Source organism: Enterobacter sp. CPE_E863, from assembly GCF_046521465.1.
Taxonomy (GTDB): domain Bacteria; phylum Pseudomonadota; class Gammaproteobacteria; order Enterobacterales; family Enterobacteriaceae; genus Enterobacter; species Enterobacter adelaidei.
The window spans coordinates 1,855,192-1,874,826 of the sequence record NZ_JBKFZX010000001.1 but is presented as its reverse complement, the minus strand read 5'-3'; the positions used below and the strand labels follow the sequence as shown (position 1 = coordinate 1,874,826).

Genomic DNA, 19,635 nt, shown 5'->3' with positions numbered 1-19,635 from the left:
ACTTATCAGAAAAATCATTAAATGAATAATAAACTCAACGCCATTTCCACCTTTCTTTGCGTTGCAAAAGCAGGTTCCTTTTCTGCCGCCGCCCGCCAGAGCGGGATGAAGCAATCTGCGGTCAGCCAGCAGATCGCCGCCCTTGAACAAGAGCTTGGTGTCGTGTTGCTGCATCGTACAACGCGATCAATGAAGTTGACTGAACAGGGAGAGCGTTACAGCCGTGATATGCAGCTTGTGCTGGATGCCATGCGGGAAGCTGAGATGCGGCTGGATCCTGTCGATCAGCAATTTCAGGGGAGAGTGCATGTCCAGCTGCCGAGCGGGCTGGGCCAGATCTTTTTGCCACATTTGCTTTCGCTGCAACGCCTGCATCCAGAATTGCACCTGATGCTTTCCCTCGATGACCGCATTGCCGACCTGGTGACAGAAGGGGTGGATGTCGCAATACGACTAAGCAGTGAGCCTCCTATGGCGCATGCGGCTCGCGTGCTGGCACGTGTTGAAACCGCGCTGTTTGCCACCCCCGAATTTCAGGCGGTGCACAGCGTCAGCGAGCTGGCGACGCTGCCACATGTACGATTTAGCGGCATCCCGCTGGATGCCCCATTGCGGCTGCTTTCTCAGGAAGAGACCCTCGACGTGAAGGTGAATACCGTTTTCCGCGCCAATACCAGCGACGCGCTATTACAGGCGCTGGAGTCAGACATCGGAATCGGAGGCATGCAGCTACCGCTTGCGGCCAGAGCATTGAAAAATGGCACACTGGTGCCGATCTTACCCGCCTGGCGGTTACCCGACCGATTCCTCTATGCCGTTTTCCCTGATGCCCGCTTTATTCCACAGCGCGTCCGACGTGTCGTCAGCGTGATTGAGCAATTACTGCCTGAGATCATGAAGAAAAACTGAACATTCCCCCCGCAAATCACGTGCACTTTTTGACCATAAGGAATAGAGTATTTTCACCGTATCCTCTTCTTTATGGAGCACATATGCCCGATTACAGTTTCTTCAGGAAAGGCCCGGATCTCGTTGCGATCGAGAGCGCAAACATCGATGCAGCTTCTCAGCTGACCGCTCAGGGGTTTGAAAAGCAGTTTGAGGAGATCAGCGCTGCGGATGAAAAAACGGCGCTTACCCGCTTTGCTGATATCCATAAAAATAATGACATCGATCGCCATAACTTCCTGGCAGGTGCGGGCCAAATGCCGTTGATCGGCGTGCTGACGGCGGCGGCAACCTGGTTGACGCAAAAGAAATAACGCAGGAGTTCTCTACCTCGCCACCGGCAAATCTGCGTATCGCGTGGTATAAGCCGGAGACAGCATCTCGCGTTTCATTGCCCAGGATTTCTCAATCCCCTGCCCGGCAAACCATATCTTCCCTTTGCCGGAATGATTGACGCTATCGATCATGTCCATCAGTGCCGCACTGTTGACGCGCAGACGGTTATCGTCAAACAAATTAAGCTGGGCGACACCCGTACTGAAAAAGTCCGCCAGCATCACCCCCGCTTTCATGTAGCGATACCCGTCAAGCCATATACGCCCCAGCGCCTCCGTGGCTGCACGGATGATATCGCGTGAGTCGTTGGTCGGCGTCATCAGGATGGTTGAAGCCTGATTGCCGTAATAAATTTCGTTGTCGGCATGAGGGCTAGTGCGCAAAAACACGCTGATAAAGCGGCAGTATTGATGCTCGCCGCGTAGTTTTTCTGCTGCACGTTCCGCGTAGGCGCAAATGGCCTGATGCATCTCTTCGTATTGCGTAATCCGGTGTCCAAACGAACGGCTACAGATAATTTGCTGCTTTGTGGGAGTAAACTCTTCCAGGTCAAGGCAGGGTTCACCGCGAAGCTCTCTCACCGTGCGCTCCAGTACCACGTTAAAATGTTTACGAATGACCCAGGATGAGGCATCCGCCAGCGCCAGTGCCGTGGAGATCCCCATCGCATTGAGTTTTTTCGTGATGCGCCGTCCAACGCCCCACACCTCGTCTACCGGTACATTCGCCAGCAGTTTGCGCTGCCGCTCGCGATCCGATAAATCCACCACGCCACCGGTACTCGACCACCGCTTGGCCGCATAGTTGGCCAGCTTCGCCAGCGTTTTTGTCGGGGCAATACCGACGCCAACCGTTAAGCCCGTATTTTTAAGTATCTGCGCGCGCACCTGGCGACCAAATGCTTCCAGCGACATGCAGTGGCTGACACCTGACACATTCACGAACGCTTCATCAATGGAATAGATCTCTATTGCCGGGGCAAGATCGGTCAGGGTTTGCATCACCCGGCTGCTGAGGTCGGCATAGAGTGCATAATTCGAACTAAAGACGTACACCCGGGAGGGGTAGCTCTTCTCTTTGAATTTGAAATACGGCTCACCCATTTTTATACCGAGCTGCTTTGCCTCCCGCGACAGTGAAATAATGCAGCCGTCGTTATTCGAAACTACCACGATAGGTTTCCCCTCCAGATCGGGACGGAACACCTTCTCGCAGGAGGCATAGAAACTATTCACATCAACCAGCGCGAACATGTTTATGCGTTTTGAGTGTGTGGGTAACAACCCCGAAGATTTGCAGCTCCTCTTCGGACTGAAAGGTGATCGGCTGATAGCGGACATTATGCGGCAGGAGTCTCAGGACCGGACGGGTCTGCAACTCTTTCACGGTAAATTCACCGGCGACCGACGCCACCACGATATCGCCATGTTCAGCATTTAACGAGCGATCAACCACCAGCAGATCGCCGTCGCCGATCCCGGCGCCAATCATCGAGTCTCCGCTCACCTTGACGAAATAGGTTGCACTCGGGTGTCTGACCGCCAGCCTGTTGAGATCGAGGCGATCCTCCACATAATCCTGCGCAGGGCTTGGGAAACCACAGGCAACACGCTCCAAAAATAAAGGTAATTCAATGTATTGCTTTGGATGATAAGAAAAGAGAGTGTTCATAAATGCCTTTCTCGCCACGCACTGTATATAAATACAGTATTACAGATAATGCCCCAGGATCAAGGTCATTTCCGCAGACGATCCCAAACGCATTGAAGTTTGAGAGGATTTAATTCAGCTGCAGCTTCTGCAGGTTACTCCACCACCACTTTCACCTTCGGCTTCGACAACAAAATATGAATAAGCTCGGTAAAAGGAACTGGTTTAAAAAAGTAGTACCCCTGCTGAAAGACGATGTTATTGCGATTGAGGTAGTCTAGCTGCGCCTTCGTCTCTACGCCTTCCGCTACAATGCTGATGGAGAGTTTACGCGCCAGATCCAGCACACAGTCGAGGATGCGGGTAGAGTCCGCATGCTCGTTCACCCGGCTGACGAAGCTATGGTCAATTTTGATATAATCAATATGCAGATCATGCAGATAAGAGAGTCCAGAATAGCCGGTACCAAAATCATCCAGTGCAATAGCGAACCCTTTTTCATGGAGCACATTCAGGGTCTGGACAAGGTTTTCATCAATATCCAGCGGTTCCCGCTCTGTCACTTCGATCACCAGGTTCAGATCTTTTCTGACGAAACTATCCTTGTACTTCAGGCACTCATCCAGGAAGGTCGGCATCGCAATGTGGGGGGCACTGAAATTCAACCCGACGTGAAACCCTTCCGGTAATTTCGTGGAAATCGCGTTCATCTGTGTCGTCACCTGCGCCATCAGGCTTTGCGTCAGAGGAACAATCAGCCCCGATTTTTCAGCAATGGGAATGAATGTGGCCGGAGAAATATAGCCCGCCTGCGGATGCTTCCATCTTGCCAGCACCTCCACGCCCCGCAACGTGCCTTCTCTACCATTCACTACAGGCTGGTAAAACGGAACGATTTCCCCCCGGGCAATTGCGGTACGAAGTGACTCTTCAGGCAGGGTGTTTTTGTTCAGATACTTATGCAAAACGTAAGCGGCAGTACCGGAGATCAGCAGTAAAAACAGCATGATGCCTGCCCCGTGTTCGATCAGCCTTTGTACGCTAAACAGAGGAGGAAGATTATATCTGACGCTATAGGGGTAATTTCCCGACCGGGCCTGCCCGGCCTGCGTTTCCTGGCGATGAGTGATGGTGAAATTGCCGGAAGCATCAAGAGCGTAACCGCCCACCACCAGTGCGTAATTAACATGCTCCAGGGGCGTACTCAGAGCGTCACGGATATGGCTATCGCTCACGCTGACCATAATACGATTGGTGGCAAAGTGGGTCTGAAATAACAGAACAGGTCGTCCATTTACCGTATCGCTCGCCGGCGTGAGAAGTAATTCTGAAAAAGGTATATCATTAATATTTAATAATAAAATACGATTCCCCGGCAGAGATGAACACCAGGGTTGCCCCTTTTTGAGAATAACGATGGTTCTGAGATGGGGTTGCAGAGCGGCCTCCGTACCAAGCTGATACTGCCCATCTGCATCACATCCCTTCGCAATAATTTCCGTCGCGGTTCTGGCTGCAACCCGTGCTTCATCAAGAATGGCATTGATATTGTTAACGGCGTATCTGGCTCCCGACGAGCTATCAACCCGAGCTGAATACCAGAGCTGTATATTGAGGATAAAAACGCCAGCAATAAAAATAGCCACTGCTGTTATGACAGGAATAAAGACATTGCGCATTGCCGTCTCAACTGTACTTAGCATTATCAGTACAAAGAGCATGGTCGACAACATTAAAAATAACCACTGAAAAAAGAGACAAATCTCAGGGTGTTGCAAACAAAACCCGGAAATTTTCCGGGCTTTGCTTATATCAGGTTTAGTCCACCAGCGAATTTAGCGTTTTCACGGCTTCAGGCGGTAGGTGCAGTGCCCCCGCCGCAAGGTTTTGCCGCAGATGCGTCACGGAAGAGGTTCCGGGGATCAGCAAGATGTTCGGGGAACGTTGCAACAGCCACGCCAGCGCCACCTGCATTGCCGTTGCGCCCAGTGAATCAGCAACGGCCTGCAGCCCGGAAGATTGCAGTGGCGTAAAACCTCCCAGCGGGAAGAACGGTACATACGCAATGCCCTGCTGTGCCAGCCCATCCACCAGCACATCGTCCCCCCGGTTTACAATGTTGTACATGTTCTGCACGCACACCACCGGCACCATCTTCTGCGCTTCCGCAACCTGAGTGGCCGTCACATTGCTCAGACCAATATGACGCACCAGCCCTTGCTGTTGTAGCTCTGCCAGGGTGGAAAGCGGTTCCGCAATCGACCCTTCCGCAGGCCCGTGTGTGCTGAACATAATTCGCAAATTCACCACGTCCAGCACGTCAAGCTGCAGATTACGCAGGTTGTCATGCACCGCCTGAGTCAGTTCCTGCGCGGAAAAGGCCGGCAGCCAGGCACCTTTACTGTCGCGACGGGCACCGATTTTGGTCACGATAGTCAGATCGTCCCGGTAAGGATGAAGTGCTTCGCGGATCAGCTGATTGGTAATATGCGGACCATAAAAATCACTGGTATCAATGTGGTTCACCCCCGCCGCGACGGCTTCACGTAGCACCTCCAGCGCGGCCAGCTTATCCTTCGGTGGACCAAAGACGCCCGGCCCGGCAAGCTGCATCGCACCGTAGCCCAGTCGTTTAACCGTCCGCGTCCCGAGCGCGTACGTCCCGCTTTTATCAATGCTGCTCATGTTAACCTGCCTCATAAAAATGATCCGGATTTACAACAGGTTCCCTGAGAGAACCCTTGGTTAAGCGCGAGTTAAATTAAAGTTTAAATTCTCTACGACGATAGTATTGGAGTACCCCTGCATTTTCTCTAACGGACGACCGCTATGCTGAAAAATCTGCACGTGATTACCGGTATTATCTTTGCCCTCACCATATTCTGTCTGTTGCAAGTTGTCACGGGAGGGTTGTTCTACTCTGCTGTCAGCAACGATCGCCATAACTTCCAGAACTCCGGGGTGCTCAATGCCCAACAGGAGAGTCTGAGCGACAGCGTGAACACGCTGGTGAAAACCCGCGTCACCGTCACCCGCGTGGCGATCCGTTACCTGAAAAACCAGCGTGACCCGGCTTCCCTTGCGGCGATAAACAAACTGCTTGGCACCGCAGGCGACTCGCTGGCAAAAGCCGAGGCCTACAACAAAGAGTGGCAGAAACTGCCGCAGGTTAAGGGTCAGGATGCGGCATTAACCGACGAAATGCAGAAGTCCTGGAACCAGATGCACGAAGTGATGCGTTTATCGATTGAGTACCTGCGTGCCGATAACTACCAGGCCTATGGCGATCTGGACGCTCAACAGGCCCAGGACGATATGGAAGCGGTCTATAACCGCTGGCGTGCCGAAAACAACACCCTGCTGAAGGCCGCAACGGAAGAGAACCAGAGCAGCTTCACCCAGATGCAATGGACGCTGGCGGCTATTTTGCTGGCCGTTATCGCGGTACTGGTAGTGATCTGGCAGGGTTTACAACATCTGCTGTTAAAACCCCTCAACACCATTATGAACCATATTCGCGCGATTGCGGGCGGCGATCTGACGCAGGATATCGTCATCACGGGTCGCAATGAGATGGGTCAACTGGCCGCAGGTCTGCAGGATATGCAGCAGTCGCTGGTGACCACCGTCAGCGCCGTACGTGGGAGCACTGACTCCATCTACACCGGCGCTGGCGAAATTGCCGCAGGCAGCAACGATCTTTCCGCCCGCACCGAGCAGCAGGCCTCCTCGCTCGAGGAGACCGCCGCCAGCATGGAAGAACTGACCGCAACGGTTAAACAGAACTCCGATAACGCCCGTCAGGCTACGCTACTGGCGAAAAACGCCTCTGAAACCGCAGCCCGTGGCGGTCACGTGGTGGATAACGTTGTTCGCACCATGACCGAAATTGCTGACAGTTCGCAGCAAATTGCGCACATTACCGGCGTGATTGACAGCATCGCTTTCCAGACGAACATTCTGGCACTTAACGCAGCGGTGGAAGCTGCTCGTGCCGGGGAGCAGGGTCGTGGTTTTGCGGTTGTGGCAGGCGAAGTCCGTACGCTGGCGAGCCGCAGTGCGCAGGCTGCGAAAGAGATCAAAGGGCTTATCGAAAACTCCGTCAGCCGGGTGAATACCGGTTCTGAGCAGGTTAGCGAAGCAGGCACCACCATGAAAGAGATTGTCGCTGCCGTTACCCGTGTGACCGATATTATGGGTGAGATTTCGTCGGCATCCGATGAACAGAGCCGTGGTATCGAACAGGTAAGCCTGGCCGTTTCACAGATGGACAGCGTGACACAGCAAAACGCCGCGCTGGTGCAGGAGTCCGCCACGGCGGCGGCGGCGCTGGAAGATCAGTCTGAACAGCTGCGCCAGGCAGTGGCGGCATTTCGTCTGAACGGCAAAGAAAAAGTCGCAGCCCCGCGCCCGGCCAATGTGAAGACACCGCAGTTGCTGCGTCCGGCAACGACAACCGCCTCTACCGACAGCAACTGGGAAACGTTCTAAGTCTATGGCGGGCGAGGCTATCGCCCGCTAGCGGCTGCGCTTGGCGTGCCGCTCCCAGTTTTCCTGTTTCGCTTCATCGGATTTTCGTAGCGAAACATAACATGCCCCGCTGCCGCCGTGATGCGGCAGCGCCACGCAGAAAGCCTGCACTTCCTCAAACTCGGTTAACCAGCGCGCCAGATAGCTGCGCACCACATTAGGATGGGAGTTCTGCTCACGCCCTTTCCCGTGAATGATAATCAGGTTACGTAACCCGTCACGTCCGGCCTGGCGAATAAAAGAATACAGCATCTGACGGCAGCGTTCGGCGGGCTGACGTAAGAGATTTAAGCTGGCCTGGCGGGCATATTTACCCGTGCGTAGCTTATCAATAACGCCCTGCTGCACCCCTTCACGCTGGAACGCCAGCGCCTCTTCAAGGGGCAGAAGTTCCAGAAAGCCCAGGGTCAGGAAGTTATCCAGCTGTTCGGTATCCATCTCCTGGCGCGACCGCGTATTGCGGCTTGGCTGCCAGTGAATATCCGGGCTGCGCTTCAGGGGCTGGACATCCTCCATGGCGTCAAGAAAAAAGGATTTGTCGTCAGGGTTCATGGATATCCTCCGGCTACATCTGAGGACTGTACTATACCTGTGCCAGACAGGGGCCTCAATAACCGTTATACCGCAAGGTATGGTATAAATATTAACCTGATGAATAGATATAATAATCCCCCCACAGACTTAAACCACACTTAACTAAAATTTTAGCAAAGATAAAATAAGTGATTTGTGTTAAAAATTCGTGAAATCAATCACTCACCCGCCTTTCAATTTTCAGGAAAGGTGTTATAACTAAATAAACCTGCTCCATGGATATAACACTCAGGATCTGCGAAAGGACGCACTGCTGTGTGTACTGTAGGGTCTGTCTGATGTCGGGCAGACCCTGTTTTTTTATTATATAAACTTCACTCTACAACTATTTTTCTCGCTTCTCTTCTGAATTGCGTTATTAACGATTCGGCAAGAGGCGTCTGACGTGAATCACGGCGCTGAACTAAATAATATGCCGCTTTTGGAAGCGACTCGATAACCGGGATCATGACCAGACGGTGCGCCAGCAGCGGGTCACAGCCCAGTTCCAGTGGCAATATACTTAAAAAATCACTTTGCGCGACAAGGCTAATACAGGAAGTAAACGTTTCACAGACCACACCAATCCGCGGTATTTGTGAGCGATGGTTAAATACATCCTCTAATTGCTTATAATAACTTCCCCGTGGCGTCGGCATTGTCCAGTTATAATGCAAAAGTTCATTAATAGAGGTTGCTCCTGTCGCCGGATGCCCTTTCCGGCAAAATACCGCAAACGGTTTTTCGAACAGCTTTTCAAACGTAAATTCATGGTCGTAAGGTCCCTGATAATAGGTGTTGATGGTAAAGTCCAGCTCCCCCTGGCGTAGTTCATTGATCATCGACACCAGTTGCCCTTCCATAATCCGGACTTTGACCTGCGGGTGCTGCGCATGAAAGCGGGTGATGACGGCGGGCATGAGGCTGCGTGAAACACTGGCCCCCATCCCAATGTTGATTTGCCCGGCAAGTTCCCCCTGCCGCTGGCGAATGTCATCCTGCGCCGCACGTAACTCTTCCAGAATCAGCCTGGCGCGCGGGTAAAAACCTTCGCCACATTCGGTCAATGCCACGCCCTTACTCCTGCGCACAAAAAGCTGCGCCGCCATGCCCTCTTCCAGCTCTTTGATGGATTTGGTCAGCGCCGGTTGTGACAGATTGAGCGCCCTGCTGGCACCACGAATACTGCCCTGGCGCGCGACTTCAACAAACGCCCGGATTTGATGAAATTTAATCTGAAATGACATAGCCCGACCGATAACCGTTGTTTATCAGAGTAAAGAAACTGTCATCTACTTTAATAGAAAGGGATGTGCGAGGGTAATTCCTGAACGGTTAAAACTGTGAAAAAACGGTTAGTGATAAGTAAAAACTATCACAGCGTGAAGCAGTTCACATATTTTAATGATAACAGGAACAGATATGGACACACTGGCGCAATACATCCAGACATTAACGCCGCAGCTAAGGGCATGGCGTCGCGATTTTCACCATTTTGCGGAATCCGGCTGGGTGGAGTTTCGTACCGCCGCGAAGGTCGCGGAAATCCTTGACTCAATGGGTTACGAACTGGCGATGGGCCGCGACGTAGTGGATGCCGAAAGCCGTATGGGGCTGCCTGATGACGACACCCTTGCGCGGGAGTTTGACCGAGCCCGTGCACAAGGCGCGCCTGAAAAATGGCTCGCGCCGTTTGAAGGCGGATTTACCGGGATTGTAGCGACCCTCAATACCGGCCGACCAGGGCCGACTCTGGCGTTTCGCGTGGACATGGATGCCCTTGATTTAAGTGAAGCGCTCGACGACAGCCACCGCCCGTATCGCGACGGATTTGCCTCCTGCAATCCTGGGATGATGCACGCCTGCGCGCACGACGGCCATACCACCATTGGTCTGGGACTGGCACAGGTGCTTAAGCAGAGTGAATCACAACTCAATGGTACCCTCAAACTGATCTTCCAGCCTGCCGAAGAAGGGACGCGCGGCGCACGCGCCATGGTCGCAGCCGGAGCGCTGGACGACGTGGACTATTTCACGGCCATCCATATTGGTACCGGCGTGCCTGCCGGTACGGTTGTCTGCGGCAGCGATAACTTTATGGCGACAACCAAGTTCGACGTGAACTTTACCGGCGTTGCCGCACACGCAGGCGGTAAACCGGAGGATGGGTGTAACGCTCTGCTCGCCGCGGCGCAAGCCGCCATCGCCTTGCACAGCATTGCACCGCACAGCGAAGGTGCATCCCGGGTGAACGTTGGGGTAATGCAGGCGGGCAGCGGACGCAACGTGGTGCCCGCCAATGCGATGATCAAGGTTGAAACCCGCGGCGAAAGCGAAGCCATTAATCAGTATGTCTTTGAACGGGCACAGTCTGTCATCACCGGCGCGGCGGCACTCTATGGCGTGACGGCCGAGATACGCCTGATGGGAGCCGCCACCTCCAGCGCCCCCACCCCCGCCTGGGTCGATTATCTGCGCGAGCAGGCAGGCCAGGTGTCCGGCGTGGTGCATGCCATTGATAACGTTAAAGCCCCGGCGGGTTCCGAAGACGCCACGTTAATGATGGCCCGCGTGCAGCAGAACGACGGCATGGCGTCATATATGGTGTTTGGCACGAATTTGAGCGCCGGACATCACAATGAAAAATTCGACTTTGATGAGCAGATAATGGCTGTTGCCATCGAAACGCTGGCGCGGACTGCGCTTAATTTCCCGTGGACGCGAGGTGTGTGATGCAGGAGAACTACGCTTTTATTGCCGATGCGATCGACACGCGATGTCGGATGTTAACCGATATTGCCGACGAGATTTGGGATCATCCCGAAACGCGTTTTGAAGAGTTCTGGTCAGCTGAACGGCTCGCCAGTGCGCTGGAGGCCGAAGGCTTCACGCTAACCCGTGAAGCGGGTGGCATTCCGAATGCCTTTATCGCCAGCTTCGGCAGCGGGAAACCGGTTATCGCTCTGCTGGGCGAATACGACGCGCTGGCCGGCTTAAGCCAGCAGGCGCACTGTGCAGCAGCGCAATCCGCCACGCCGGGAGCTAACGGCCACGGCTGCGGGCATAATCTCTTAGGTACCGCAGCATTTGCGGGGGCAATGGCGGTAAAAAGCTGGCTGGAACAACACGGTGGTAGCGGAACAGTGCGTTTTTACGGCTGCCCCGGTGAAGAAGGCGGCTCCGGAAAAACCTTTATGGTGCGTGAGGGTCTGTTTGATGACGTCGATGCCGCCGTCACCTGGCACCCGGAAGCGTTTGCTGGCATGTTTAACGTCAGTACGCTGGCCAACATTCAGGCCGCCTGGCGTTTTCACGGCGTGGCGGCGCATGCGGCCAACTCTCCCCATCTTGGACGCAGCGCGCTGGATGCCGTAACACTGATGACTACTGGCACCAACTTCCTTAACGAACACATCATTGAGAAAGCGCGCGTCCATTACGCCATTACTGACACCGGGGGCATTTCACCGAACGTGGTGCAGGCGCAAGCCGAAGTGTTGTACCTGATCCGCGCTCCGGAGATGGCCGACGCACAACAAATCTATGAACGCATCGGGAAAATCGCCCAGGGCGCAGCGATGATGACCGAAACCACCGTCGAGTGCCGCTTTGATAAAGCCTGCTCCAGCTACCTGCCGAACCGTACGCTCGAGGCGGCGATGTATCGCGCAATGCAGCACTACGGTACGCCCGAATGGACCACCGAAGAGCGCGATTTTGCCCGCGAGATCCGCGCCACGCTGACGCCAAACGATCTGCAAAACAGTCTGAAAAATATTGCTGCAACAGGCGGGGAAGCCGGTAAAGCCTTTGCCCGGCGCCATCAGGAGACGCTGCTGGTGGATGAAGTCGCACCGTATGCCATTACTGACAACGTGCTGGCGGGTTCAACCGACGTGGGCGACGTCAGCTGGAAAATGCCCGTTGCACAGTGCTTCAGCCCCTGCTTTACCGTCGGCACGCCGCTGCACACCTGGCAACTGGTCGCTCAGGGTCGTACCTCCATTGCCCATAAAGGCATGCTGCTGGCCGGAAAAGTGATGGGTGCGACCGCACTCAATCTGCTGCAGGACGCGGTGCTGCTGAAAAAATGCCGTGAAGAGTTCGAACAACAAATACAAGAAAAACCGTACGTGTGTCCGATCCCACAAGGTGTGACACCGTCACCTTTAAAATAAAAAAACACAACACAACAACACAATAGTCACGAGGAACGCCCATGAGTATGTCATCCATACCTTCGCATTCCCCATCCGGTAAGCTCTATGGCTGGGTTGAAAGGATCGGCAATAAAGTACCGCACCCTTTCCTGCTGTTTATCTATCTGATTCTGATTTTAATGGTCGCCACTGCCGTGCTCTCCGCCTTTGACGTGAGCGTGCGCAGCCCGGCTGACGGCAGCCTGGTGGCGGTAAAAAACCTGCTCAGCGTTGACGGGCTGCATTGGTTTTTACCCAACGTCATCAAAAACTTCAGCGGTTTCGCCCCGCTTGGTGCCATTCTGGCGCTGGTTCTGGGTGCAGGGCTCGCGGAACGCGTGGGACTGTTACCGGCCCTGATGGTGAAAATGGCCTCTCACGTCAGCGCACGTTACGCCAGCTATATGGTGCTGTTTATCGCCTTCTTCAGCCATATCTCTTCCGATGCTGCGCTGGTCATTATGCCGCCCATGGGCGCGCTGATTTTCCTCGCAGTCGGACGTCACCCTGTAGCGGGTCTGCTGTCGGCAATTGCGGGTGTCGGGTGCGGTTTTACCGCCAATCTGCTGATTGTCACTACCGACGTACTGCTCTCGGGCATCAGTACGGAGGCGGCGAAAACTATCGACCCCGCGATGCATGTCAGCGTCATCGATAACTGGTACTTTATGGCAAGCTCGGTCATTGTCCTGACGATTGTCGGCGGGCTGATAACCGATAAGATCATCGAACCGCGTCTGGGAAAATGGGAAGGTCGCAGCGATGAAAAGCTGGAAACCCTGAGCAAAGAACAGCGCTTCGGCCTGCGCGTGGCGGGCGTGGTCTCGCTGGCCTTTATCGCGCTGGTGGCGCTGATGGTGGTGCCGGAAAACGGTATTCTGCGCGATCCGGTTAAACATACCGTTCTTCCCTCACCGTTTATTCAGGGCATTGTGCCGCTAATTATTCTGTTTTTCTTTGTCGTGTCGCTCGCCTACGGCATCGCTACCGGCAAGATTCGCCGTCAGGGCGATCTGCCGCAGCTGATGATCGAGCCGATGAAAGAGATGGCGGGCTTTATCGTGATGGTTTTCCCGCTGGCTCAGTTCGTCGCCATGTTTAACTGGAGCAATATGGGCAAATTTATGGCCGTCGGCCTGACCGACGCGCTGGAGGCTGCCGGGTTAAGCGGCGTCCCGGCGTTTGTCGGTCTGGCGCTACTGTCATCCCTGCTGTGCATGTTCATCGCCAGCGGATCGGCCATCTGGTCAATTCTGGCCCCGATCTTCGTGCCGATGTTTATGATGCTGGGGTTCCACCCGGCATTTGCCCAGATCCTGTTCCGTATCGCTGACTCCTCCGTCATCCCGCTGGCGCCGGTATCACCGTTTGTTCCGCTGTTTTTAGGCTTCCTGCAGCGCTATAAACCTGAAGCCAAACTGGGTACCTACTATTCGCTGGTTTTGCCCTACCCGCTTATCTTTTTAGGAGTATGGCTGGTCATGCTGGTGGCGTGGTATCTTGTCGGCCTGCCAATTGGACCGGGGATCCACCCGAGGCTGAACTAAAGGAACGAGGATGCTGAGATTACTCGAAGATAAGATTGCGACGCCGCTTGGGCCGCTGTGGGTGATCGCGGACGAGCAGTTTTGTCTGCGTGCCGTTGAGTGGGAAGAGCACAGCGATCGCATGGAAGAACTGCTCGATATTCATTACCGCTCACAGGGGTATGAACGCATCCGCGCCACCAACCCGGGCGGACTGAGCGACAAGCTGGCGGCGTACTTTGAGGGCGATCTCAGCAGCATCGACACCCTACCCACCGCCACGACCGGAACACCTTTCCAGCGCGAAGTGTGGCAAGCACTGCGGACTATCCCGTGCGGACAGGTCATGCATTATGGCCAGCTCGCGGAGCAGTTAGGCCGCGCCGGGGCGGCACGCGCAGTGGGTGCCGCGAATGGCTCCAACCCGGTCAGCATCGTGGTGCCCTGCCATCGAGTGATTGGCCGCAACGGCACCATGACGGGGTATGCCGGAGGCGTACAGCGCAAAGAGTGGTTACTGCGTCACGAAGGGTATCTTCTGCTGTAAATCCCAGGCTTTTTGTGCTTAATTTTCTACCGGTTAGGCTAAAAATCCATAATCAAGCTGTGGAATTTCAAGGAGATGGCAGCGCATTGCCGTCTCTTGTTCTTATTGAGAGTTTGCCAGGCTTACGTACTTACCAAAAAGATGTTAAAATTGACCAATATCAATTAAGGCTTGAGCAAACCTATGATCCCGGAAAAGCGAATTATACGACGCATTCAGTCTGGCGGTTGTGCTATCCATTGCCAGGATTGCAGCATCAGCCAGCTCTGTATCCCGTTTACCCTGAATGAGCATGAACTTGATCAGCTTGATAATATCATCGAGCGCAAAAAGCCTATTCAGAAAGGGCAGACGCTGTTTAAAGCGGGAGACGAACTGAAATCGCTCTATGCTATCCGTTCTGGCACCATCAAGAGCTACACCATCACCGAACAGGGTGATGAGCAGATCACCGGCTTCCATCTGGCGGGTGACCTGGTTGGCTTTGATGCCATCGGCACTGGCCACCACCCGAGCTTTGCTCAGGCGCTTGAAACCTCTATGGTTTGCGAAATCCCATTTGAAACTCTGGATGACCTGTCCGGAAAAATGCCTAATTTGCGTCAGCAGATGATGCGCCTGATGAGCGGTGAGATCAAAGGCGATCAGGACATGATCCTGCTGCTTTCCAAAAAGAATGCAGAAGAGCGCCTGGCTGCGTTTATCTACAACCTCTCCCGTCGCTTCGCTGAGCGTGGTTTCTCTCCACGCGAATTCCGTCTGACCATGACGCGTGGCGATATCGGCAACTACCTGGGCCTGACCGTGGAAACCATCAGCCGTCTGCTGGGCCGTTTCCAGAAAAGCGGTATGCTGGCTGTTAAGGGTAAATACATCACGATCGAAAACGGCGAAGCACTGGCCGTTCTTGCCGGGCACGCCCGTAACGTGGCATAAAGCCCATATGTATATTGCCAGACCAATAAATTTTCTTGATTTATTGGTCTGGCATATTAACACTTCCGTTATCTGACATTTTCACCGTAGCACGTCCCCACACAGCGCCCAAAAGGTTCTCGTTGAGGTTATGAATTGAGAGAAAGTTTATTTTTCGTTTCAGTCGTGATTGCCTCAGTGACCTTTATCTTCATCTGGATCATGCTTGTCGGCCCGATGAAGGGGGAGGAAAAAACCTACGTTCAGGATTCCACGACCTTTGCGATAGCAGTGATGGTGTTGCTGTTTATTGCATTTATTGCGGTGACAACGACCGTTCTTTTCCTCTGATAATTTTTCATGAATTATTGATCTGGCAAAACCTCCCCCCTGTTTCATTCAGGATATATAGGTTACTCTTTTAATTACAGACTGTGGTGACAGTAGTAAGGAGACCTGTATGGCAAAGTATCAAAACATGCTGGTAGCTATCGATCCGAATCAGGACGATCAGCCGGCATTACGACGTGCTGTGTATTTACATCAACGGATTGGTGGCAAAATCAAAGCGTTTTTGCCGATCTATGACTTCTCATATGAGATGACCACCCTTCTGTCGCCTGACGAGCGCACCGCTATGCGTCAGGGAGTGATCAGCCAGCGTACCGCGTGGATCCGCGAACAGGCGAAGTATTACCTGGAAGCGGGAGTTCCTATTGATATTAAGGTGGTCTGGCATAACCGACCTTTCGAAGCCATTATCCAGGAAGTCGTTGCCGGTGAGCATGACCTGCTGCTGAAGATGGCGCACCAGCACGACAAGCTGGAATCCGTGATCTTCACCCCTACCGACTGGCATCTGCTGCGTAAATGCCCTTGCCCGGTCTGGATGGTGAAAGACCAGCCGTGGCCTGAAGGCGGTAAGGCCGTCGTGGCAGTCAATCTCGCCAGCGAAGAGGATTACCACAATGCGCTGAACGAGAAGCTGGTTAAGGAGACAATCCAGCTCGCTGAACAGGTCAATCACACCGAAGTGCATCTGGTTGGCGCGTATCCGGTGACGCCTATCAATATCGCCATTGAACTGCCTGAATTTGACCCGAGCGTGTATAACGACGCCATCCGTGGTCAGCACCTGTTAGCCATGAAAGCGCTGCGCCAGAAATTCAGCATTGATGAGAAAATGACCCACGTGGAAAAAGGGTTGCCTGAAGAGGTTATCCCGGATTTAGCCGAACATTTGCAGGCCGGGATTGTCGTGCTGGGCACCATTGGTCGAACCGGTATTTCTGCCGCATTCCTCGGCAATACCGCCGAACAGGTGATCGACCATCTGCGTTGTGACCTGCTGGTCATTAAACCGGATGAGTACCAGACGCCGGTTGAGATGGACGACCCGGAAGACGATTAAACAGCGTTTGGGGATAAAAAAGCCGCCAGAATTGGCGGCTTTTTCATTTAGTACAACTTACAGCGCTTTCAGAATCGCATCCACGCTGGCTTTGGCGTCGCCAAACAGCATATGGGTGTTCTCTTTGAAGAACAGCGGGTTCTGAACCCCGGCATAGCCAGTGTTCATGGAGCGTTTGAAGACAATGACGTTCTGCGCCTTCCACACTTCCAGAACCGGCATACCGGCGATTGGGCTACGCGGATCGTCCTGCGCCGCCGGGTTAACGGTGTCGTTAGCACCGATGACCAGCACGGTGTCGGTCTCGGCGAAATCATCGTTGATTTCATCCATTTCCAGCACGATGTCGTACGGCACTTTCGCTTCCGCCAGCAGTACGTTCATGTGACCAGGCAGACGCCCTGCCACCGGGTGAATACCAAAGCGAACCTTGATCCCGCGCGCGCGCAGCTTCTCAGTGATCTCCGCGACCGGATACTGAGCCTGTGCTACCGCCATGCCATAGCCTGGGGTGATAATGACTGAATGCGAGTTTTTCAGCATATCAGCAGTATCTTCCGCGTTAATCTCGCGGTGCTCACCCACTTCTTCGTCAGAACCCGTCGAGGAACCATCAGAACCAAACCCACCGGCGATAACGCTGATGAACGAACGGTTCATCGCTTTACACATGATGTAAGACAGGATCGCACCGGAAGAACCCACCAGCGCACCGGTGACGATCAGCAGGTCGTTGCTCAGCATAAAACCTGCCGCCGCAGCCGCCCAACCGGAGTAGGAGTTCAGCATGGAGACGACCACTGGCATATCCGCACCACCGATGGAGGCTACCAGGTGCCAGCCGAATGCCAGCGCAATGATGGTCATCACCAGCAACGCCAGTACCTGCAGACCCACGCTTTCGGTACGCACGAAGACCACCAGCAGCACAAACGACACCACCAGCGCCGCCAGGTTCAGCTTATGACGGTTTGGCAGCATCAGCGGTTTAGACGAGATCTTCCCGCGCAGTTTACCGAACGCAACAATGGAGCCGGTGAAGGTGACCGCACCGATGAAGATTCCGAGGAACACTTCCGTCAGGTGGATGTTCACCAGAATCGGTTCCAGACCCGGGGTGTGGTACAGGTAGCTGTTGAAGCCTACCAGCACCGCCGCCAGACCGACAAAGCTGTGCAGAATCGCAACCAGCTCCGGCATCTCGGTCATTTCAACGCGTTTCGCCAGACGAATACCAATCGCACCACCGATGATCATCGCCACCAGGATCCACGCAACGTTGCCGGTGTCCGGCCCAAAGATGGTGGCAATCAGTGCAATCGCCATCCCGGCGATACCAAAGTTATTACCCTGCTGAGACGTTTCGTGTTTGGAAAGCCCCGCCAGACTGAAAATAAACAGGATTGCAGCAACAATGTATGCGGCTGTCACTAATCCTCCAGACATATGCTACCCCTTAGCCTTTACGAAACATTTTCAGCATGCGCTGAGTCACGGTGAAACCACCGAAAATATTGATACTGGCGATCAACACCGCAACAAAGCTCAGGAAGCTGATCCAGCCGCCGTGACCAATCTGCAGTAACGCCCCAACCACGATAATCCCCGAGATGGCGTTGGTGACCGACATCAGTGGCGTATGCAAGGCATGGGAAACGTTCCACACCACGTAGTAACCCACCACGCAGGAGAGCGCGAAGACGGTAAAGTGGCCAAGGAACTCTTTCGGTGCAACGTTAGCCAGCCAGCCGAACAGAATAATCGCCAGCGCCATGATCGCGTATTTGCGCCATGGAGAAGCGGGTTTGGCGGGTTCTTTAGGTTCTGGCGCCGCTTTCGGTGCAGCCTGAGGCTGAGCAGAAACCTGAATAGGTGGCGCAGGCCAGGTGATTTCACCTTCACGAACCACGGTAACGCCACGTACGACCACATCGTCGAAATCAACGGTGACGTTGCCATCTTTCTCTTTGCAGAGCAGTTTCAGCAGGTTAACGAGGTTGGTGCCGTACAACTGAGAAGACTGCGTTGGCAGACGGCCTGGCAGATCGGTATAACCGATCACCTTCACGCCGTTCGCGGTCGTGGTCACCTGATTCGGGACGGTATATTCACAGTTACCGCCGTTTTGCGCCGCCAGGTCGACAATCACGCTGCCCGGCTTCATGGAATCTACCATTTCACGGGTGATCAGCTTCGGCGCGGGTTTACCCGGGATAAGCGCAGTGGTGACAATAATATCGACATCTTTCGCCTGGGCAGCGAAGAGTTCCATTTCGGCTTTGATAAAGGCTTCAGACATCACCTTCGCGTAACCATCGCCGCTGCCTGCTTCTTCCTTGAAGTCCAGCTCAAGGAATTCGGCACCCATACTTTGAACCTGTTCCTTAACCTCAGGACGGGTGTCAAACGCGCGCACGATAGCCCCCAGGCTATTTGCTGCACCGATTGCAGCAAGACCCGCAACGCCCGCGCCAATCACCATCACCTTCGCCGGAGGGACTTTACCCGCCGCAGTGATTTGACCGGTAAAGAAGCGACCAAATTCGTGGGCCGCTTCAACAATGGCGCGGTAGCCGGCAATGTTTGCCATGGAGCTTAAGGCATCCAGCGACTGGGCACGCGAAATACGCGGCACAGAATCCATGGCCATCACGGTCACGCCACGTGCCGCCAGCTTCTCCATCAGCTCAGGATTTTGCGCAGGCCAGATGAAACTCACCAGCGTCGTACCTGGATTGAGCAGCGCAATCTCACTCTCTTCCGGTGCGTTCACCTTCAGAATCACCGGTGACTGCCAGACTTCAGCACTGTCCACCACTTCCGCGCCAGCCTGGATGAAGGCTTCGTCATCGAAACTCGCCAGTTTGCCTGCGCCGCTTTCAACCGCGACGGTAAAACCCAGTTTAAGCAGTTGCTCCACCGTTTTCGGTGTTGCCGCTACGCGGGTTTCATTGGCTAACCGTTCTTTTGGTACCCCAATACGCATAGTTTTCCCTTCCA

18 protein-coding genes are annotated in these 19,635 nt (G+C 54.1%); 10 read left to right on the top strand and 8 right to left on the bottom strand.

What is annotated here, in order from left to right:
* Positions 1-21: 21 nt before the first annotated feature.
* On the top strand, positions 22-909 hold the full coding sequence (locus tag ACLHV8_RS09250) for a LysR family transcriptional regulator (RefSeq protein WP_208593935.1): 888 nt from the start codon (positions 22-24) through the stop codon (positions 907-909).
* Positions 910-992: 83 nt separating this feature from the next.
* On the top strand, positions 993-1,262 hold the full coding sequence (locus ACLHV8_RS09245) for a hypothetical protein (protein WP_028017344.1): 270 nt from the start codon (positions 993-995) through the stop codon (positions 1,260-1,262).
* A gap of 12 nt (positions 1,263-1,274) precedes the next feature.
* On the opposite strand, the gene umuC is transcribed toward ACLHV8_RS09245, so the two are convergent.
* The 4 genes from umuC to ACLHV8_RS09225 all read right to left on the bottom strand — a co-directional run bounded on the left by umuC (position 1,275) and on the right by ACLHV8_RS09225 (position 5,619).
* The gene (gene umuC, locus ACLHV8_RS09240) at positions 1,275-2,537 is read right to left on the bottom strand and encodes a translesion error-prone DNA polymerase V subunit UmuC (protein ID WP_134707609.1); all 1,263 of its coding nucleotides are present in this window, start codon (positions 2,535-2,537) and stop codon (positions 1,275-1,277) included.
* Positions 2,521-2,955 (bottom strand): translesion error-prone DNA polymerase V autoproteolytic subunit, encoded by a 435-nt coding sequence (umuD, locus tag ACLHV8_RS09235; RefSeq protein ID WP_028017342.1) that lies wholly within the window; start codon positions 2,953-2,955, stop codon positions 2,521-2,523. The genes umuC and umuD overlap by 17 nt, the downstream gene beginning before the upstream one ends.
* A gap of 134 nt (positions 2,956-3,089) precedes the next feature.
* The gene (locus ACLHV8_RS09230) at positions 3,090-4,613 is read right to left on the bottom strand and encodes a cyclic diguanylate phosphodiesterase (protein WP_208593958.1); all 1,524 of its coding nucleotides are present in this window, start codon (positions 4,611-4,613) and stop codon (positions 3,090-3,092) included.
* Between the two features lie 139 nt (positions 4,614-4,752).
* Entirely contained in the window at positions 4,753-5,619 is an 867-nt protein-coding gene (locus ACLHV8_RS09225) for an aldo/keto reductase family oxidoreductase (RefSeq protein WP_208593934.1), read from the bottom strand.
* 144 nt (positions 5,620-5,763) lie between these two features.
* Between ACLHV8_RS09225 and tcp the strand changes: the two genes are divergently transcribed.
* Positions 5,764-7,425: a methyl-accepting chemotaxis citrate transducer gene (tcp, locus tag ACLHV8_RS09220; protein ID WP_028017339.1), complete on the top strand. Its 1,662-nt coding sequence runs from the start codon at positions 5,764-5,766 to the stop codon at positions 7,423-7,425.
* A 27-nt stretch (positions 7,426-7,452) separates the two neighbouring features.
* On the opposite strand, the gene smrA is transcribed toward tcp, so the two are convergent.
* Together smrA and ACLHV8_RS09210 are read right to left on the bottom strand one after the other, a co-directional pair.
* Positions 7,453-8,016: a DNA endonuclease SmrA gene (gene smrA, locus ACLHV8_RS09215; RefSeq protein WP_028017338.1), complete on the bottom strand. Its 564-nt coding sequence runs from the start codon at positions 8,014-8,016 to the stop codon at positions 7,453-7,455.
* A 356-nt stretch (positions 8,017-8,372) separates the two neighbouring features.
* Positions 8,373-9,284 carry a LysR family transcriptional regulator gene (locus ACLHV8_RS09210; protein WP_028017337.1) on the bottom strand — a complete coding sequence of 304 codons (912 nt, stop codon included), beginning with the start codon at positions 9,282-9,284 and terminating at the stop codon, positions 8,373-8,375.
* 175 nt (positions 9,285-9,459) lie between these two features.
* Here ACLHV8_RS09210 and ACLHV8_RS09205 point away from each other — a divergent pair, with 175 nt between their 5' ends.
* From ACLHV8_RS09205 to uspE, 7 genes are all read left to right on the top strand, one after another.
* Positions 9,460-10,770 (top strand): M20 family metallo-hydrolase, encoded by a 1,311-nt coding sequence (locus tag ACLHV8_RS09205; protein ID WP_208593933.1) that lies wholly within the window; start codon positions 9,460-9,462, stop codon positions 10,768-10,770.
* Positions 10,770-12,215 (top strand): M20 family metallopeptidase, encoded by a 1,446-nt coding sequence (locus ACLHV8_RS09200; RefSeq protein ID WP_208593932.1) that lies wholly within the window; start codon positions 10,770-10,772, stop codon positions 12,213-12,215. The genes ACLHV8_RS09205 and ACLHV8_RS09200 overlap by 1 nt, the downstream gene beginning before the upstream one ends.
* 41 nt (positions 12,216-12,256) lie before the next feature.
* Positions 12,257-13,783 carry a p-aminobenzoyl-glutamate transporter gene (gene abgT, locus ACLHV8_RS09195; RefSeq protein ID WP_410376865.1) on the top strand — a complete coding sequence of 509 codons (1,527 nt, stop codon included), beginning with the start codon at positions 12,257-12,259 and terminating at the stop codon, positions 13,781-13,783.
* Between the two features lie 10 nt (positions 13,784-13,793).
* Positions 13,794-14,309, top strand: coding sequence for a methylated-DNA--[protein]-cysteine S-methyltransferase (ogt, locus tag ACLHV8_RS09190; RefSeq protein ID WP_208593931.1), 516 nt, complete (start codon positions 13,794-13,796; stop codon positions 14,307-14,309).
* 183 nt (positions 14,310-14,492) lie between these two features.
* Positions 14,493-15,245 carry a fumarate/nitrate reduction transcriptional regulator Fnr gene (fnr, locus tag ACLHV8_RS09185; protein ID WP_006174991.1) on the top strand — a complete coding sequence of 251 codons (753 nt, stop codon included), beginning with the start codon at positions 14,493-14,495 and terminating at the stop codon, positions 15,243-15,245.
* Positions 15,246-15,380: 135 nt separating this feature from the next.
* Positions 15,381-15,575, top strand: a complete 195-nt coding sequence (locus ACLHV8_RS09180) for a hypothetical protein (protein WP_008500541.1) — start codon at positions 15,381-15,383, stop codon at positions 15,573-15,575.
* Positions 15,576-15,684: 109 nt separating this feature from the next.
* Entirely contained in the window at positions 15,685-16,635 is a 951-nt protein-coding gene (gene uspE / locus ACLHV8_RS09175) for a universal stress protein UspE (protein WP_028017332.1), read from the top strand.
* 57 nt (positions 16,636-16,692) lie between these two features.
* Here uspE and pntB read toward each other — a convergent pair whose 3' ends face one another.
* Together pntB and pntA are read right to left on the bottom strand one after the other, a co-directional pair.
* Positions 16,693-18,081, bottom strand: a complete 1,389-nt coding sequence (pntB, locus tag ACLHV8_RS09170) for a Re/Si-specific NAD(P)(+) transhydrogenase subunit beta (protein ID WP_028017331.1) — start codon at positions 18,079-18,081, stop codon at positions 16,693-16,695.
* Positions 18,082-18,091: 10 nt separating this feature from the next.
* Positions 18,092-19,621 carry a Re/Si-specific NAD(P)(+) transhydrogenase subunit alpha gene (gene pntA, locus ACLHV8_RS09165; RefSeq protein WP_049006288.1) on the bottom strand — a complete coding sequence of 510 codons (1,530 nt, stop codon included), beginning with the start codon at positions 19,619-19,621 and terminating at the stop codon, positions 18,092-18,094.
* Positions 19,622-19,635: the final 14 nt, after the last annotated feature.

Coding starts and splice junctions, on each gene's coding strand:
- ACLHV8_RS09200 (WP_208593932.1), top strand. CDS start 10,770: ATGCAGGAGAACTACGCTTTTATTGCCGATGCGATCGACACGCGATGT.
- ACLHV8_RS09225 (WP_208593934.1), bottom strand. CDS start 5,619: ATGAGCAGCATTGATAAAAGCGGGACGTACGCGCTCGGGACGCGGACG.
- ACLHV8_RS09245 (WP_028017344.1), top strand. CDS start 993: ATGCCCGATTACAGTTTCTTCAGGAAAGGCCCGGATCTCGTTGCGATC.
- tcp (WP_028017339.1), top strand. CDS start 5,764: ATGCTGAAAAATCTGCACGTGATTACCGGTATTATCTTTGCCCTCACC.
- ACLHV8_RS09250 (WP_208593935.1), top strand. CDS start 22: ATGAATAATAAACTCAACGCCATTTCCACCTTTCTTTGCGTTGCAAAA.
- smrA (WP_028017338.1), bottom strand. CDS start 8,016: ATGAACCCTGACGACAAATCCTTTTTTCTTGACGCCATGGAGGATGTC.
- uspE (WP_028017332.1), top strand. CDS start 15,685: ATGGCAAAGTATCAAAACATGCTGGTAGCTATCGATCCGAATCAGGAC.
- abgT (WP_410376865.1), top strand. CDS start 12,257: ATGAGTATGTCATCCATACCTTCGCATTCCCCATCCGGTAAGCTCTAT.
- pntA (WP_049006288.1), bottom strand. CDS start 19,621: ATGCGTATTGGGGTACCAAAAGAACGGTTAGCCAATGAAACCCGCGTA.
- pntB (WP_028017331.1), bottom strand. CDS start 18,081: ATGTCTGGAGGATTAGTGACAGCCGCATACATTGTTGCTGCAATCCTG.
- umuD (WP_028017342.1), bottom strand. CDS start 2,955: ATGAACACTCTCTTTTCTTATCATCCAAAGCAATACATTGAATTACCT.
- ACLHV8_RS09205 (WP_208593933.1), top strand. CDS start 9,460: ATGGACACACTGGCGCAATACATCCAGACATTAACGCCGCAGCTAAGG.
- ACLHV8_RS09210 (WP_028017337.1), bottom strand. CDS start 9,284: ATGTCATTTCAGATTAAATTTCATCAAATCCGGGCGTTTGTTGAAGTC.
- ogt (WP_208593931.1), top strand. CDS start 13,794: ATGCTGAGATTACTCGAAGATAAGATTGCGACGCCGCTTGGGCCGCTG.
- umuC (WP_134707609.1), bottom strand. CDS start 2,537: ATGTTCGCGCTGGTTGATGTGAATAGTTTCTATGCCTCCTGCGAGAAG.
- fnr (WP_006174991.1), top strand. CDS start 14,493: ATGATCCCGGAAAAGCGAATTATACGACGCATTCAGTCTGGCGGTTGT.
- ACLHV8_RS09230 (WP_208593958.1), bottom strand. CDS start 4,613: ATGCGCAATGTCTTTATTCCTGTCATAACAGCAGTGGCTATTTTTATT.